Genomic DNA, 15872 nt, shown 5'->3' on the forward strand with positions numbered 1-15872 from the left:
GCCCCGACCGGTGTGCTTGAGGGCCGGACGCGGGGCGTGCGCGGCCGCCGGGCGCGCGCGGGCCGGCGTGTAGCCGCGCGCCGCCCGCTCGCCGATGCGGAAACGACCGACCGACCCGGCCAGGCTCTCGGCCTCCTGGGCCAGGTTGTGGCTGGCGGCGGTGGATTCCTCGACCATGGCGGCGTTCTGCTGGGTGACCTGGTCCATCTGGTTCACCGCCGTGTTGACCTGCTGCAGGCCGGTGGCCTGCTCGTGAGCCGAGGCGGCGATCTCGCCGACCAGGGCGTCGATCTCGGCGACGCGGCCGACGATGCGCGACAGCGCCTCGCCGGTCTGGCCGACCAGGGTGACGCCCGAGCCCACCTGCTCCGAGCTGGCCGAGATCAGAGTCTTGATCTCCTTGGCGGCCTCGGCCGAGCGCTGCGCCAGGGCGCGGACTTCCGAGGCCACGACCGCGAAACCCTTGCCGGCGTCGCCGGCGCGGGCCGCTTCCACCCCGGCGTTCAGGGCCAGCAGGTTGGTCTGGAAGGCGATTTCGTCGATCACGCCGATGATCTGGCTGATCTGGCGGGCCGACTGCTCGATCTCGCCCATGGCCGAGACGGCCTGGCGCACGACCTTGCCGCTGGTCTCGGCGTCGCCGCGGGCGGCGGCCACCGCGTCGGCGGCCTGGCGGGCGCCCTGGGCGGTGCGCTTCACCGTGGCGGTGATCTCGTCCAGCGCCGCGGCGGTCTCTTGCAGACTGGCGGCCTGCTGCTCGGTGCGGCGCGACAGCTCGTCGGCGGTGCCGGAGATCTCGCCGGCGCCGTTGCGCACGCCGTCGACGTTGCCGGCCACGCCCATCATCGCCGACTGCAGCTGCTCGATGGCTTCGTTGAAGTCGGCTTTCAGCTGGGCGTAGTCGGCCGGGAAGGACTGGGTGACGCGGTAGGTCAGGTCGCCCTGCGACAGGCGCGCCAGCGCCTCGGCCAGGGCCGCGACGGTGGCCTGCTGTTCGCGCTGGGCCGCCTCGCGGGCCGCCTCGGCCGCCCGGCGCTGCTCGTCGAGCGCGTCGATGTAGGTCGAGACGGCGAGGTCCATGTCCAGCATGGCCGCGCGAACCACGGCCGACACGGCGTCGACCTGACGGGCCGTGCCCTTGCCCTTGCCGAACAGCCCCTTGCTCTTGCCGTCGGCCAGCAGGGCGCGGATCAGGCGATCGACCACGACCGCGTAGCCGCCGATGTACCACTGCGGTTCCAGCCCGATGCGCGCGTGGGTCTGGCCGATGACCTGGGCCCGGCGGGCGTATTCGGCGTCGAAGCGGGCGTTCGCGATGGCGCGCCAGTGCTGGGCCTGACGGGCGCGGGCGCCGGCGATCTGCCCCTCGCTCGCGAAGAACCGGGCGGTCGCCGGCGTCGCCCGCACCCGGTCGTAGAAGGCCGCCATGGCCGCGTCGATTTCCCGCTCGATCACCGGCGCGGCGTCGCGCAGGGCCGCGCGGCTGGCGTCGTCGAACTCCATGAAGTTCAGACGATCGTGGACGTTAACGGGCTTGGACATGCGGATGCTCGGGACGCGCGCTTACGGCGAGCGCGAGTAAGGCGTCTCGCAGCCTTGCCGTGTGGTTAACGCCCGGCCTCCGGCGCGAACGGCGCCGACCCAGGCCGGGTCGGGCGCCCTGGAAATCCGTCGCGGCCAAGGCGGCCCCGGCGGTCAACTCCGTAAAGACCCTGAGGCCCGGCGAAACGCACCGTCGGTCCCGCGGCCGGCTCAGAACTCGGTTTTCAGGCTCGCGACCAGCCGCGGGCCGGCGCCGTCGGCGTCCGTGGTCCAGCCGCGCAGCTCCAGCGACAGCCGCTCGCTCGCCCGCCAGGTCACGCCCAGATTGCCGACGACGTAGGCGTCCTCGCCCTCGACAGTCTGGCGCCCGACGCCGCCGTCGAACCCGAGCCGGTCCGAGACCGCCCACCCGCCGGTGAGCTCGACGTAGGTCGCCTCGCCGCCGCCGAAATAGGCCGGAGCCCAGGCGACGGCCGCACTGAGCGTCGCCGGTCCTATCTCGCGCTCGGCCGACAGCCGCGCTTCCAGATAGTCGTAGCCCGCGCCAGCCGGCTTGTCGGGATAGGCGTACAGGGCCGTCCCCACGTCCCAGCTCAGGCCGAACGCTTCGGGCCGCCAGCCCGCGTAGAGATCGACCTCGGCCGAGGTCGGATCGCCGCCGCCGAAGTCGACGTTCGACGCCCAGGCGCCAGCGTACCAGGTGTCCCCTTCGAGATCGGCCCCGGCGAACACCTGCGGCCCGCCGCCGGTCTGGCTGACCCCGCGATAGACGTAGTCGGTCGCCGCCCCGAGGTTGACGCTCGCCTCCGGCGCGCGCGCCGACGCCGCTCCCGCCGACAGGCCGAGCGCAAACGTCAGCATGAGCGCGAACAGCCCCCGCGCGAACATTCGAGCGCCCCCTGCCCGCAACGTTCTCCCGGCCCGAGCTTAGCCAGACCGACGTTCTTCGAGCAAAGCAAAACGGCCGCGCCCTTTCGAGCGCGGCCGTCCTGAAGTCCTAGTAGCGCCTGGCGCTTACTGCTTGGTCCAGCGGTCCAGCCAGCCCAGCACGGTGTCGTGCCACTGCACCGAGTTCTGGGGCTTCAGCACCCAGTGGTTCTCGTTCTCGAAGTACAGGAACTCGCTGGGGATCTCCTTGCTCTGCAGAGCGGTGAAGGTGCCCAGGCCCTGTTCCAGCGGGATACGGAAGTCCTGGCCGCCCTGGACCACCAGCATCGGCTTGTTCCAGGCCGCCACGTGGTTGACCGGGTTGAAGCGCTCGTAGCCCTCCGGGTTCTGCCACGGCATGCCGCCGTTCTCCCACTCGGTGAACCACAGCTCTTCCGAGGCGTAGCCCATCATCCGCTGGTCGAAGACGCCGTCGTGGTTGACCAGGCACTTCCACGGGCCGGACCAGTTGCCGGCGATCCAGTTGACCATGAAGCCGCCGTAGGAGCCGCCCAGCGCGCAGGCGCGGTCGCCGTCCAGGAACGAGTACTTCGACAGGGCCGCGGACCAGCCCTTCTGCAGGTCTTCCAGCGGGCGGTCGCCCCAGTGCTTGCTGATTGAGTCGGTGAAGGCCTGGCCGTAACCGGTCGAGCCGTGGAAATCGATCATCACCACCGCATAGCCCGCGCCGGCGTAGGTCTGGGCGTTCCAGCGGTAGTGGAACAGGTTGCCGAAGCTGCCCTGCGGGCCGCCGTGGATCAGGAAGGCGACCGGGTACTTCTTGCCTTCCACGTAGTTGGCCGGCTTCACCACGTAGCCGTGGACGGTCTCGCCGTTCCAGCCGGCGAAGCTGAACTGCTCGGGCTCGCCCATGGCGACGCCGGCCAGCTTGTCGGCGTTGACGTTGGTCAGCTGGGTGGCCTTGCCGCCCTTCTTCAGCGGCATGGTGAACAGCTGGGCCGGCTTGGTCAGGTCGTCCTGGACGTAGACCAGGTTCTGGCCCGAGACCTGGAAGCCCGACACGTGGCCCGGGCCGGTCACCGGCGTGACCTTGTCGGTCTTCACGTCGACGGCGAAGACGCGGGTCTGGCCGACGTCGCCGGCGAGCACGTACAGGGTCTTGCCGTCCGCCGACCACTTCAGGTCGTCGGCCGAGCGGTCCCAACCGGCCGCCACTTCGCGCTCGGTCTTGGTGGTCTCGTCCCACAGCATGATGTGGAAGCGGTCGGCCTCGAAGCCCGGACGCTTCATGGCGCGGTAGGCGGCCAGCTTGCCGTCCGGCGACATCACCATGCCGGCGTCCCAGGCCGGGTTATGGGCGGTCAGGTCCTTCGGCGCGGCGGAGCCGTCCACGGGCACGGACCACAGGTCGAAATTGGTGCTCCACGGCTCGGTCCGGCCGGCCACCCGGGCGGAGAACCAGAGCTCCTTGGAATCCGGCGAGAAGCCGAAGTCGGCGTCGTCGCCGAACGGCTTGGTCGGCGCGTCGCCGTCGAAGCCGTTCATCAGCGCCACGGCGTCGCCGCTCGCCACGCCCGAGGCGTCCAGGCTCAGCGAATAGAGGTGGTTCTGGGTGCCGTCCGCCCAGGTGTCCCAGTGGCGCACGAACATCTTGTCGTAGAGCACGCCCGTGGCCTTCGACGCCGCCTTCTCGGCGGTGCGGTCGGTCGTGCACTTCAGGGTGTCGCAGTCCGGGAAGACGGCCAGGCCGACCACCATGGTCTTGCCGTCCGGGCTCGCGCGGAAGGCCTGCACGTCGATCGGCAGGTTGGTGACCTGCACGGCGTTCGCGCCGGTCGCGTCGGTCTTCCAGACCTGCATCGAGCCCGAGCGGGCCGACATGAAGTAGAGCGACTTGCCGTCGGCCGACCAGCGCGGCGACAGCGCCCCGCCGTCCGAGGCGGCCATGCGGGCCGGCTGGGCGCCCTTGGCCTTCAGGTCGACGATCCAGAGCGAGTTGACGCCCTTGTTCTTGTCCCAGTCGGTCTGGCGCAGCGAATAAACGGCGAAGCGGCCGTCCGGCGACACCTGCGGATCGGAGATCCGCTCCAGCATCACCATGTCCTTGGCGGTGAAGCCGCGCCCGTCGGCGGCGGAGGCCGCGCCCGCGGACAGCGCGAGGGCGGAAACGGCCGCGCCGGCGAGAAGCGCCAGGGCGGACTTACGGAACGACTTGGTCATCGATGGTCCCGATGCGGATTATACGTCGGGGTTCCACCTATCATGAACGGCCGCGCCCGTGAAACGGCGACGCTGCGGGCCTTGCGACGCACCTCGCATAACCTTGGCATTGAACGGCAATTGGGTTCGCGAGGCGCTTTCGCTACCCTCATCCAGACTTGGGGGAGGGTCACTTGAGCCGGATCGCTATTCAACCTGTCGGACTGATACCGACAATGCGCCGCGTGAACGGTTTCGGGACCACGATCGCCGGCCGCTTCGACGACCCCGCGATGTCGCCCTGGTACTTCAAGCAGTACGTCTTCACCGCCCTCTTCGTGCCGATCCTGTTCGGCGCAATCTATGCCGTGCAGCCAGGCAAACACAGCAACGAATGGCGGTTCGGCGGCCGGGTGAGCGGACGAGAATTTCTGAGAGCATACGGCTGGCGCGCCTACTGGATGCTGAAGGGCACGGTTGTCCTGGAAACCGTCGCATTCGGGCTGTTCATGTTGACCGGGATGGGGCTGCTCGCCTTGCTGTGGTTCTGGCTCACCGGTCAATTCCGCCACTAACGCGACGCGCCAAGCCGTAGCGTCGCCCTTGCGACGCACGTCGGCCCCGACCATGATCCGCGCCCGAATGGTTATCTCCGTCTCCGCCGAGGCCCCGGCCCGCGTGCTCGCTCCCGGCGCCCACATCGTCGACGTGCTGATCGCAGAGCGCGCGCCGCGGCTGACCGCGTCCGCCGCCTGGCCGGTGCTGCGCCCGCTGCTCTACGGCCTGCTCGACTACGGCCGCGCCCGCGCCATGGCCGACGCCATCGCCGACCTGTCCGGCGACGAGGCCATGGCCTACGCCTCCCAGCTGCTGGACCTGAAGACATCGGCCCTGTTCCTGGAACGCGTGCCGGCGAAAGGCCGCTGCGTGGTGGTCTGCAACCACCCGACCGGCATCGCCGACGGGGTGGCGGTCTACGACGCCCTGCGCCGGGTGCGCGAGGACGCCATCTTCTTCGCCAACGCCGACGCGCTCCGCGTCTGCCCGCGGCTGGCCGAGAGCATCATTCCGGTCGAATGGGTCGAGGCCAAGCGCACCCGCGAGAAGACCCGCGCCACCCTGCAGGCCGCCAAGGAGGCGTTCGAGGCCGAACGCGCCGTGGTCATGTTCCCGGCCGGGCGGCTGGCCCGCAAGGCCAAGGACGGCTCGCTGACCGACCCGCCGTGGGCGGCGACGGCCGCCTCGCTGGCCCGCAAGTACGACGCGCCGGTCGTGCCGGTGCACGTGGCCGGGCCGTTCTCCACCCTGTTCCACGCCTTCGACCGCATCTCGCCGGAGCTGCGCGACGTCACCCTGTTCCACGAGCTGCTGAACAAGCGCGGCAAGGCCTTCCAGCTGACCGTCGGGCCGCCGATCCCGACTTCGAAACTGGATGTGGACGCCGCCAAGGCGACCTACGCGCTGAAGGCCTATGTCGAGCGCGTGCTGCCGGCCGCGCCGGACTCGGAGTTCGCGTGATTCTCGACAACCCGATCGACCTGCCGCTGGCCGACGCCGAGGCGACCACGCGCCTGGGCGCGTCGGTGGCCGAACTGCTGGCGCCCGGCGACGCGGTGCTGCTGACCGGCGACCTGGGCGCGGGCAAGTCGACCCTGGCGCGCGGTCTGGTCCGCGCCCTGACCCGGCCGGACGAGGACGTGCCCTCGCCGACCTTCACCCTGGTGCAGTTCTACGAAGGGCGCCTGCCGGTCGCCCATTTCGACCTGTATCGGCTGACCGATCCGGACGAGGCCTACGAGCTGGGGCTGGACGAAGCTTTGGACGAAGGGGCGGCGGTGGTCGAATGGCCGCAGCGTCTCGGCTCTCGCCTGCCCCCCGACAGACTGGATATAGACCTGTGTGAGACGGGGGAGGGCCGCACGGCGCGGCTCGTTCCGCACGGGTCGTGGAAGGGGCGTTCGCTTGAGTTCTGACCGTGAGGCGGTGAAGTCCGCGTTCCTGGCGCAGGCCGGCCTGGCCGACGCGCAACGTCATCCCCTGCCGGGCGACGCCTCCACGCGCCGCTACGAGCGGCTGCAGCTGACGTCGGGGACCTCCCTGATGCTGATGGACGCGCCGCCGTCGGCCGAGAGCCAGCCCTGCCCGCCGGACGCCACGCCGGAAGAGCGCAAGGCCGCCGGCTACAACGCCATGGCCCGCCTGGCCGCCGGCCGGGTCGACGCCTTCGCCGCCTGCGCGACCTTCCTGCGCTCGCGCGGCCTGTCGGCGCCGGAGATCGTGGCGCTGGACGCGCCCGAGGGCCTGGCGGTCACCGAGGACCTCGGCGACGGCCTGTTCGCCCGCCTGATCGAGACCGGCGCCGACGAGACGCCGCTCTACTTCGCCGCCGTCGAGGCGCTGGCGTCCCTGCACGCCGAGGCCCCGCCCGCGGTGCTGGGCGCCGACGGCGCGCGCTGGCCGCTCTTGGCCTACGACGACCTTGCTTTGAAGACCGGCGGCGACCTGTTCGTCGAGTGGTTCGGCAAGTTCGACCCGCGCGTCGAACTCAGCGACGACGCCCGCGCCGAGTGGGAGGGCCTTTGGGCCCCGATCCGCGCCCGCGCCGACGCGGGGGCGACCGTCTTCACCCACCGCGACTATCACGCCGAGAACCTGCTGTGGCTGTCGGGCCGTCAGGGCGCGGCGCGGGTGGGCATGATCGACTTCCAGGACGCCGTGCGCGCCCACCCGTCTTGGGACCTGCACTCCCTTCTGCAGGACGCCCGCCGCGACGTGTCCCCGGAGCTGGAGGCCGCCAGCCTCGACCGCTACTTCGCCGCCCGCGGCGGCGGCGTCGACCGCGAGGCCTTCATGGCCGACTACGCCGGCCTGGCGGCGCTGAACGAGGCGCGCATCCTCGGCATCTTCGCCCGCCTGGTCGTCCGCGACGGCAAGCCCCGCTACAAGGCCTTCATGCCGCGCATGTGGCGCCACCTGAACGCCAACCTGACCAAGCCCGGCATGGAAGGCCTGGCCGCCTGGTTCGAGCGGCACGTGCCTTCGGAGGTGCGCGCGTGAGCAACGCCCCCAATACCGCCCCCAAGACGGCGATGGTGCTGGCCGCGGGCCTCGGCACCCGCATGCGCCCCCTGACCAACGATCGGCCCAAGGCCCTGGTCGAGGTGGCCGGCCGCACCCTGATCGATCACGTGCTGGACCGTCTGGCCGACGCCGGGGTCGAGAAGGCCGTGGTCAACGTCCACTGGTTCGCCGACCGGCTGGAGGGCCATCTCTCGGGCCGCACGCGCCCGGAGATCGTCATCTCCGACGAGCGCCGCCAGCTGCTGGAGACCGGTGGCGGCCTGAAGAAGGCGCGCCCCCTGCTGGGCCCCGATCCGGTCTGGGTCGCCAACATTGATTCCGTGTGGATCGACGATGGCGACGCGCTGGGCGAGCTGGCCCGCATGTGGGATCCGGAAAAGATGGACGCCTGCCTGCTGCTGGCGCGGCGCGAGGCCTCGATCGGCTTCGAGGGCGCGGGCGACTTCTTCCTGAGCGAAGACGGCCGGCTGACCTTCCGCGGCGAAGCTCCGAGCGCGCCATACGCCTACATGGGCGTCCACATCACCAAGCCCGACATCGTGGCCGACCAGCCGAAGGGCCCGTTCTCCCTGACCAAGGTCTGGCGCCGCCTGGCCGACGAAGGCCGGCTGTACGGCCGGGTGCTGGACGGCTTCTGGATGCACGTCGGCGATCCGCAGGCCCGCGACGCCGCGGAGGCGAAACTGAAGGAGCCGGCGTGACGAGCGGCGTGACTCCGGGCGGTCCGTTCGTCGCAACCGGGCCGCGCTGGTTCACCGTCCCGTCCCACCGCCCGTTCGTCGACGATCTGGCGTCGGTCCTGCACGCCAGCCTGGCGCCGCTGGGCCCCGAGGCCCTGACCGACGCCATCGTGCTGACCCCCACCCGCCGCGGCGCGCGCGCCTTGGCCGACGCCTTCGTGGGCGCGGCCAGCGGCCGGGCCGTGTTGCTGCCGCAGATCCGCCCGGTCGGCGACCTCGACGAGGGCGAGCCGCCGTTTGAGCCGGGCGATCTCGCTTTGGACCTGCCGCCGGCCGTCGCGCCGCTGCGCCGCCGCTTCGAGCTGGCCCGGCTGATCGTCGACCACGCGCCGCCGCAGGGCCGCGGCGAGCTGGACGCCGCCGCCGCGCTGGAGATGGCCGACGCGCTCGCCGCCTTCCTCGACTCCGCCCAGATCGAAGAGCGGCTGGATCCCGACCGCATCGAGCGGTTGGTCGAGGGCGACCACGCCGAGCACTGGCGCCGCTCCGCCACCTTCCTGGCGGTGGCCACCCGCAAGTGGCCCGAGCGCTTGAAGGAACTGGGCCTGATCGACCCGACCGAGCGGCGGGTGAAGCTGCTGCGCCGCCTGGCCGAGCAGTGGGACCGCAATCCGCCGGCCATTCCGCTGATCGCCGCCGGTTCGACCGGCACGGCCCCAGCCACCGCCGACCTGCTGGGCGTGGTCGCCCGCGCGCCGCTGGGCTGCGTGGTGCTGCCGGGGCTGGACCTCGACCTCGCGGACGAGGCCTGGAACCTGGTCGACGAGCAGCATCCGCAGGGCGCCATGAAGCGCCTGCTCGACCGCCACGGCGTCGCCCGGGCCGACGTGAAGACCTGGCCGACGGAGGAGACCGAGGCCGAACGAAATCGCGGCCGTTCGCGCCGGCGCCTGGTCAACGAGGCGCTCCGCCCGGCCGAGGCCACCGCCGACTGGCTGCAGCAGATCCACAAGCTCCAGGAGGAAGGCGCCAGGACCGGCGTCGATCCGCTGGCCGAGGGCCTGCAGGGGCTGTCCACCGCCGCCGCGCGCACCGAGGAGGAGGCCGCCGCGGTCGCCGCCCTGCTGCTGCGCGAGGCGCTGGAGACGCCCGGCCTGACCGCCGCCCTGGTCACCCCCGACCAGGCCCTGGCCCGGCGCGTGTCGGCGCGGCTGTCGCGCTGGGGCGTGGAGGCCGACTCCTCGGCCGGCGCGCCGCTATCGAGCTTCCCGGTCGGCACGCTCGTCGCCCTGCTGGCCGAGATCCTGACCGACCCGCTGTCGCCGCCCGCCCTGCTGGGCCTGCTGAAGCACCCGCTGGTGCGGCTGGGCGTCGGCGAAGGCGAACTGGCCCGCCGTCGCGTCGCCCTGGAGGAATTCGGCCTGCGCGGTCCGCGCCCGAAGACCTGGGCGGCCCTGCAGACCCGGCTCGAACGCGCCGCCGACGACGCACGCGCCCGCGGCCGCGAGGCCCGGATCACCGCCCTGACCGAGGCGGCCGAAATCGCCGCCAAGCTGCAGACCGCGGTCGAGACCGCCGTCGGGCCGTTCGCCGACGGCGCGGCCAGCGTGCCCGAGGCCGCCACCGCCTTCGCCCGCGCGCTGGAGTTCCTGGCCCGCGACGCGGTCGGCTCGACCGGACCGCTGTGGGGCGGCGGCGGGGGCGAGACCCTGGCCGCCCTGCTGGCCAGCCTGATCGAGGAGTCCGCCTGCCTGCCGCCGGCCAAGGCGTCCGGCTTCAAGGCGCTGCTGGAGACGCTGATCGCGTCGGAGACCGTGCGCACGGGCGGCGCCACCCATCCGCGCCTGCGGGTGCTGGGGGCCATCGAGGCCCGCCTGATCCGCGCCGACCGGCTGATCCTGGCCGGGCTGGAGGAAGGCGTCTGGCCGCAGGGCGCGCCGATCGACCCGTTCCTGTCGCGGCCCATGCGCGCGGCCCTGAAGCTGCCGCCGCCGGAGCGCCGCATCGGCCTGTCGGCCCACGACTTCGCCCAGGCCGCCTGCGCGCCCGAGGTGATCCTGCTGACCACCGAGCGCCGCGGCGGCCAGCCGGCCGTGCCCTCGCGCTGGCTGTGGCGGCTGGAGACCCTGGCCAAGGGGGCGGGCCTCAGCCTGCCCGGCCGCGACGACGCCCTGGGCTGGGCCCGCGCCCTGGATCGCCCGCGCGCAGAGCGGCCTCGCTACGCTCCGCGTCCGAAGCCCACCCCGCCGGTGGACGCCCGTCCGCGCAAGCTGTCGGTCACCCGGGTCGAACGCTGGGTGCGCGATCCCTATTCGATCTACGCCGACAAGGTGCTGGGCCTGCGCTCGCTGGACCGGCCCGACGCGGCGGCCGAAGCCCGCGCCCGCGGCGACGCCGTGCACAAGGCGCTGGAGCGTCTGGTGCAGCGCTGGCCCGACGCCCTGCCCATCGACGCCGAGGCCGTGGTCGAGACCCTGCTGCTGGACGCCCTGGCCGAATACGGCTTCGACGGCCCGGCCATGGCCCGCGAAGCGCCGCTGGCCAAGAACCTCGCCCGTTGGATCGCCGACTTCGAGCGCCGCCGCCGTCAGGCCGCGCCGCGACGCCTGATCGAGCAGAAGGGCGAGCTGGCCTTCACCGTCGACGGCCGCGCCTTCACCATCGACGCGCGCGCCGACCGCATCGAGCTGAGTGACGCCGGCGCCGCCGTGCTGGACTTCAAGACCGGCCAGGCCGCCTCGCGCGAGCAGGTCGAAAGCGGCTTCGCGCCCCAGCTGACCCTGACCGGGGCCATCCTTTCGGCCGGCGGCTTCGTGGAGGCCGGCGAAGTCCAGGCCTGCGAGCTGACCTACGTGCGCCTGACCGGGCGCCGCAAGCCCGGCGAGGAGCTGACCCGCGCCGGACCGGGCGAAGCCGCCGACTGGGCGCGCGACGCCTTCGACGGGCTGGTGCGCCGCATCCGCCGCTTCGACGATCCGGCCACGCCGTATCTGTCCTGGGCCGCGCCGCAATTCATGGGCCGCTACGGCGGCGACTACGACCACCTGGCGCGCGTGTGGGAATGGCACGTGGTCGGGGCCGACGGCGAGGACGGGGTCGAGGGATGAGCAAGCCGCACAGTCCCCAGACCCAGGCGGCCGATCCGTCCCTGTCGGTGTTCGTCACCGCCAACGCCGGCTCCGGCAAGACCTCCACGCTGGTGAGCCGCGTGGCCCGACTGCTGCTGCGCGGGGTCGATCCGGCCGCCATCCTGTGCATGACCTACACCAAGGCCGCCGCCGCCGAGATGCAGCGGCGCCTGTACCAGCGCCTGGGCGGCTGGTCGGTCCTGCCTGACGCCGAACTTCAGAAGGAGCTGGCCAAGCTCGACGAGAGCGAGCCCGCGCGGTTCGACGCCGCCATGCTCTCCCAGGCCCGCGCCCTGTTCGCCCGCGCGCTGGAGACGCCCGGCGGGCTGAAGATCCAGACCATCCACGCCTTCTGCGAAAAGCTGCTGCGCCGCTTCCCGCTGGAGGCCGGCGTGTCGCCGCGCTTCAAGGTGCTGGAGGACGCCGCCGCCGCGGAAGTCTCGGCCGAGGCCCGCGACGACGTCGCCCGCCTGGCCCTGGCCGAACCGGACGGCCTGGTCGGGCGCGCCTATGCGCACTTCGCCGTCGAACTGGACGGCGGGGCCTTCGAGGGCCTGTTCGGCGCCATCGAGAACAAGCGCGCCGACTTCCAGGCCTGGTTCGACGACAGCGGCGGTCCCGGCGCGGCGGTCGAGCGGATCTGGAAAGCCTGCGGCTTCGACCAGCCGGTCGAGCCTGAAGCGGTCGAGGCCGAAGCCTTCGCCGCCATCGACTGGAACGCCTGGCGCCGCGTGGTCGACGCCATGGCCGAGGGCTCGACCCAGGACCAGAAGTGCGCCGACAAGATGCGCAGCCTCGCCGAAGCGGCCGAAACCGGGAGCTTCGACTTCGCCAAGCTGGTCGACGTGTTCTGCACCGCCGCCGGCGAACCGCGGAAGAAGCTGGCCACCAAATCGGTCGCGCCCTGGGCCGGCGACTGGCTGGTCGGCGAGCAGGGCCGGATCTGCGAAGCCCTGGCGCGCCTGCGCGCCGCCCGCGTGGGCCGCGACAGCGCCTATGTGGCGGCGCTGGCCTACGCCTACCTGACCCTCTACGCGACCGCCAAGGCGGCCTCCGGCGGGCTGGATTTCGCCGACCTGATCGCCCGCACCCGCGACCTGCTGGTGGACCGCTCCGACGCCGCCTGGGTGCTCTACAAGCTGGACGGCGGGGTCGAGCACGTGCTGGTCGACGAGGCGCAGGACACCGCGCCCGAGCAGTGGGACATCGTCCAGGCCCTGACCGCCGAGTTCTTCGCCGGCGACGGCTCGGCCCGCGACGAGCGCCTGCTGGCCCGCTCCATCTTCGCCGTGGGCGACGAGAAGCAGTCGATCTACTCCTTCCAGGGCGCGCGCCCCGAGCGGCTGGCCCAGGAACTGGAGAATTATCAGGCCATCGTGCGCGGCGCCGGCGGGGCCTTCGAGCCGGTGCCTCTGCTCAAGTCCTGGCGCTCGACGCCGGAGGTGCTGGCCTTCGTCGACGCGACCTTCGCCGCGCCGGAGGCCGCCCGCGCGCTCAGCCCGCTGAAGGGCGAGGCGCCGGTGCACGTGGCCGCGCGCAAGGACCACGCCGGCTGCGTGGACCTGTGGCCGCTGTTCAAGGACGAGCCGGCCGAGAAGGCCGAGGCCTGGGACGCGCCGGTCGACGCCGAACCGAAGGAGAGCGCGAGGAAGCGCCTGGCCCGGCGCATGGCCGACGAGATCGCCGGCCTGATCGCCCGCGGCGAGGCGGTGCACGACAAGGACGACAACCGCTGGCGCGCCGCCAATGCGGGGGACGTCCTGATCCTGGTCCGCCGCCGCGACGCCCTGTTCGAGGAAATCATCCGCGCGCTCAAGCAAAAGGGCGTGCCGGTGGCGGGGGCCGACCGGCTGAAACTGTCCAGCCACATCGCCTTCGACGACCTGATCGGCCTGGGCCGCTTCCTGTTGTTCCCGAACGACGACCTGACCTTGGCGGCCCTGCTGCGCAGCCCGTTCTGCGACGTCGACGAGCAGTCGCTCTACGACCTCGCCTACGGCCGAAAGGGCGGCCTGTGGCGCACGCTCCGCGAGCGCGCGGCCGAGCGCCCCGAATGGGCCGCCGCCGCCGACCTGATCGGCTGGGCGGTGGAGGCGGAGGCCGGCCGCACGCCCTTCGACTTCTATTCGCGTTTCCTGAACCGGCTGGACGGCCAGGGCCGGTCCATGCGCGCCCGCGTGCTGGAGCGGCTGGGCCGCGAGGCCGAAGAGGCGGTCGACGAATTCCTGGCCCAGGTGCTGAACGCCGAGCAGCGGGGCGCCGCGGCGATGGAAACCGTGGTCGCCGCCCTGGAGCAGGCCGAGGTCGAGGTGAAGCGCGAGATGGAGGGCGCGCACGGCGAGGTGCGGGTCATGACCGTCCACGGCGCCAAGGGCTTGGAGGCCCCGATCGTCTTCCTGCCCGACACGACCGTGAAGGCGACGGCGCAGGGCGCGCCGCTGTTCCGCACGCCGGACGGCGATTTCCTGTGGGCCCCGCGCAAGGACGACGACTGCGACGCCTCGGCCGAGGCCAGGCGCCTGCGCGACGACCGCATCGACGACGAGAGCCAGCGCCTGCTCTACGTGGCCCTGACCCGCGCGCGCGACCGCATCGTCGTGTGCGGCCGGGTGGCGGCCAAGCGCACCCCGGCCGACGGCTCCTGGTGGGACCTGGCCAGCCGCGCCTACGACCACGACAGCGTCGACGCCCGCACGCTGGCCCTGTCGGACGGCATGGAGATCACCCGCTTCGGCCCCGACCCGGTCACGGCCTCGGCCGAGCCCGCGAAGACGGTCACCGCGCGCGCCCTGCCCGGCTGGACCGGCCGGATCGCGACGCCGGAAGCCCTGCCCCGCTGGGCCTCGCCGACCAGCCTGGTCGAGGACGTCGGCCGCGCGCCGGCCCCCTCGCCCCTGTCGGCCCGGGGCGGCCTGGGCCGTTTCCGCCGCGGCGAGCTGATCCACAAGCTGTTCCAGATCCTGCCCGACATCGCCCCCGAAGCCCGGGCCGAGGCGGCCCAGCGGCTGCTGGCGCGCGAGTCCGGCCTGTCGGACGACCAGCGCACCGAGATGGCCGCGGCCGCCTTCGCCGTGCTGGACGATCCGAAGTTCTCCGCCGTGTTCGGCCCCGGCTCGCGCGCCGAGGTGGCCATCGCGGGCAAGTCGCCGGAACTGAAGCCGGGCCTGGCCATTTCCGGTCGCCTGGACCGGCTGGTGGTCACGGCCGACCGGGTGCTGGTGGTCGACTACAAAACCAACCGCCCCGCCCCCGACCGGGCCGAGGACGCAGACCCGTCCTATCTGGCCCAGATGGCGGTTTACGCGGCGGTGCTGCGGACCATCTATCCGGGCCGGAGCGTCGAAGCGGCGCTGGTCTGGACCGACGGCGCCAAACTGACGCCGCTTTCGGCGGAGCTACTGGACGCCACCTTGGCCGCTTTGCGAGCCGCCTGAGTTGCCTAACGTGGGGTTCGCCCCCACATGGGCTGACGAAGAATCGCGCTAGCTAGGGCGCGAACTGTGAGGAGAGATCTCTGATGGCCACTGTGAAGGTCACGGACGAATCGTTCGAGCTCGACGTCCTGAAGTCCGGCAAACCCGTGCTGGTCGACTTCTGGGCCGAGTGGTGCGGCCCCTGCAAGCAGATCGCTCCCGCGCTGGAGCAGATCTCCGAAGAGCTGGCCGACCAGGTGACCATCGCCAAGGTCAACATCGAGGACAGCCCCTCGGTCCCGACCCGTTACGGCGTGAAGGGCATTCCGACCCTGATGCTGTTCAAGGACGGCCACATGACCTCGATGAAGGTCGGCGCCATGCCCAAGCAGAAGATCCTGGAATGGCTGTCGGAGACCGGCGTCGCCTCGGCGGCGTGAGCCCCGGCGCACCGGTGAAAGTTTGAGGGACGCCTTCGGGCGTCCCTTTCTTTTTGCCCTTCTCCCCTTCCGGGAGAGGGTTCAGGAGGGCCACGTCTCCGGAGACCGCGCCAGCACCTCGCCGGCGAGGTAGAGCGAGCCGCAGATCACCACCCGCGCCCGTTCGCCGGCCGCTTCGAGCGCCCGGTCCAGCGCCTCGTCGACGCTCTCGCACGCCGTGGCGGCCAGCCCGGCCTCGCGCGCGGCCCCGGCCAGGGCCTCCGGCTGGGTGGCGGTCTCGCTCTCGAACGGAACGGTGAAGATGCGAGGGCCCAGCTCGGCGAAGGCTGAGAAGAAGCCGGCCGCGTCCTTGTTGGCCAGCAGACCCGCGATCAGCACCGGCGGGCGCCCGTCGCGGCGGGTCAGGGCCGCCAGCGCGTCGGCGACCGCGCGGGCCGCGTGCGGGTTGTGGCCGCCGTCGAGATAGAGCTCCGCTCCGGCCGCCTGCGCGCGCTCGGCCAG

At 72.3% G+C, this 15872-nt stretch carries 11 protein-coding genes and 1 pseudogene; 8 read left to right on the forward strand and 4 right to left on the reverse strand.

Annotated elements, in window-relative coordinates; all coding sequences use genetic code 11:
• The 3 genes from G3573_RS12595 to G3573_RS12605 all read right to left on the reverse strand — a co-directional run.
• On the reverse strand, positions 1-1542 hold a 1542-nt coding region (locus G3573_RS12595), incomplete at its 3' end, for a globin-coupled sensor protein (protein ID WP_163261431.1).
• Between the two features lie 210 nt (positions 1543-1752).
• The gene (locus tag G3573_RS12600; RefSeq protein ID WP_163261432.1) at positions 1753-2430 is read right to left on the reverse strand and encodes a TorF family putative porin; all 678 of its coding nucleotides are present in this window, start codon (positions 2428-2430) and stop codon (positions 1753-1755) included.
• 126 nt (positions 2431-2556) lie between these two features.
• Entirely contained in the window at positions 2557-4650 is a 2094-nt protein-coding gene (locus tag G3573_RS12605) for a S9 family peptidase (RefSeq protein ID WP_163261433.1), read from the reverse strand.
• A gap of 173 nt (positions 4651-4823) precedes the next feature.
• On the opposite strand from G3573_RS12605, the gene G3573_RS12610 reads away from it, so the two are divergent.
• The 8 genes from G3573_RS12610 to trxA all read left to right on the forward strand — a co-directional run bounded on the left by G3573_RS12610 (position 4824) and on the right by trxA (position 15371).
• Positions 4824-5204, forward strand: a complete 381-nt coding sequence (locus G3573_RS12610; protein ID WP_163261434.1) for a hypothetical protein — start codon at positions 4824-4826, stop codon at positions 5202-5204.
• Positions 5205-5271: 67 nt separating this feature from the next.
• The gene (locus G3573_RS12615) at positions 5272-6147 is read left to right on the forward strand and encodes a 1-acyl-sn-glycerol-3-phosphate acyltransferase (RefSeq protein WP_163261435.1); all 876 of its coding nucleotides are present in this window, start codon (positions 5272-5274) and stop codon (positions 6145-6147) included.
• Positions 6144-6602, forward strand: a complete 459-nt coding sequence (tsaE, locus tag G3573_RS12620; protein ID WP_346427377.1) for a tRNA (adenosine(37)-N6)-threonylcarbamoyltransferase complex ATPase subunit type 1 TsaE — start codon at positions 6144-6146, stop codon at positions 6600-6602. Before G3573_RS12615 ends, tsaE begins: the two co-directional genes overlap by 4 nt.
• On the forward strand, positions 6592-7686 hold the full coding sequence (amgK, locus tag G3573_RS12625) for an N-acetylmuramate/N-acetylglucosamine kinase AmgK (RefSeq protein ID WP_163261436.1): 1095 nt from the start codon (positions 6592-6594) through the stop codon (positions 7684-7686). The genes tsaE and amgK overlap by 11 nt, the downstream gene beginning before the upstream one ends.
• Positions 7687-7718: 32 nt before the next feature.
• Complete coding sequence (gene murU / locus G3573_RS12630) at positions 7719-8411, forward strand: N-acetylmuramate alpha-1-phosphate uridylyltransferase MurU (RefSeq protein ID WP_163261441.1); 693 nt, start codon at positions 7719-7721, stop codon at positions 8409-8411.
• Positions 8408-11497 carry a double-strand break repair protein AddB gene (addB, locus tag G3573_RS12635; RefSeq protein WP_346427378.1) on the forward strand — a complete coding sequence of 1030 codons (3090 nt, stop codon included), beginning with the start codon at positions 8408-8410 and terminating at the stop codon, positions 11495-11497. The genes murU and addB overlap by 4 nt, the downstream gene beginning before the upstream one ends.
• The gene (gene addA, locus G3573_RS12640; protein ID WP_163261437.1) at positions 11494-14952 is read left to right on the forward strand and encodes a double-strand break repair helicase AddA; all 3459 of its coding nucleotides are present in this window, start codon (positions 11494-11496) and stop codon (positions 14950-14952) included. The genes addB and addA overlap by 4 nt, the downstream gene beginning before the upstream one ends.
• Positions 14953-15035: 83 nt before the next feature.
• The gene (gene trxA / locus G3573_RS12645; protein WP_163261438.1) at positions 15036-15371 is read left to right on the forward strand and encodes a thioredoxin; all 336 of its coding nucleotides are present in this window, start codon (positions 15036-15038) and stop codon (positions 15369-15371) included.
• An 81-nt stretch (positions 15372-15452) separates the two neighbouring features.
• On the opposite strand, the pseudogene G3573_RS12650 reads toward trxA, so the two are convergent.
• Positions 15453-15872 (reverse strand): annotated as a pseudogene (locus tag G3573_RS12650) (bifunctional folylpolyglutamate synthase/dihydrofolate synthase); the annotation flags it as partial.

The sequence above is a fragment of the Caulobacter sp. 17J65-9 genome, from assembly GCF_010975005.1.
Lineage (GTDB): Bacteria > Pseudomonadota > Alphaproteobacteria > Caulobacterales > Caulobacteraceae > 17J80-11.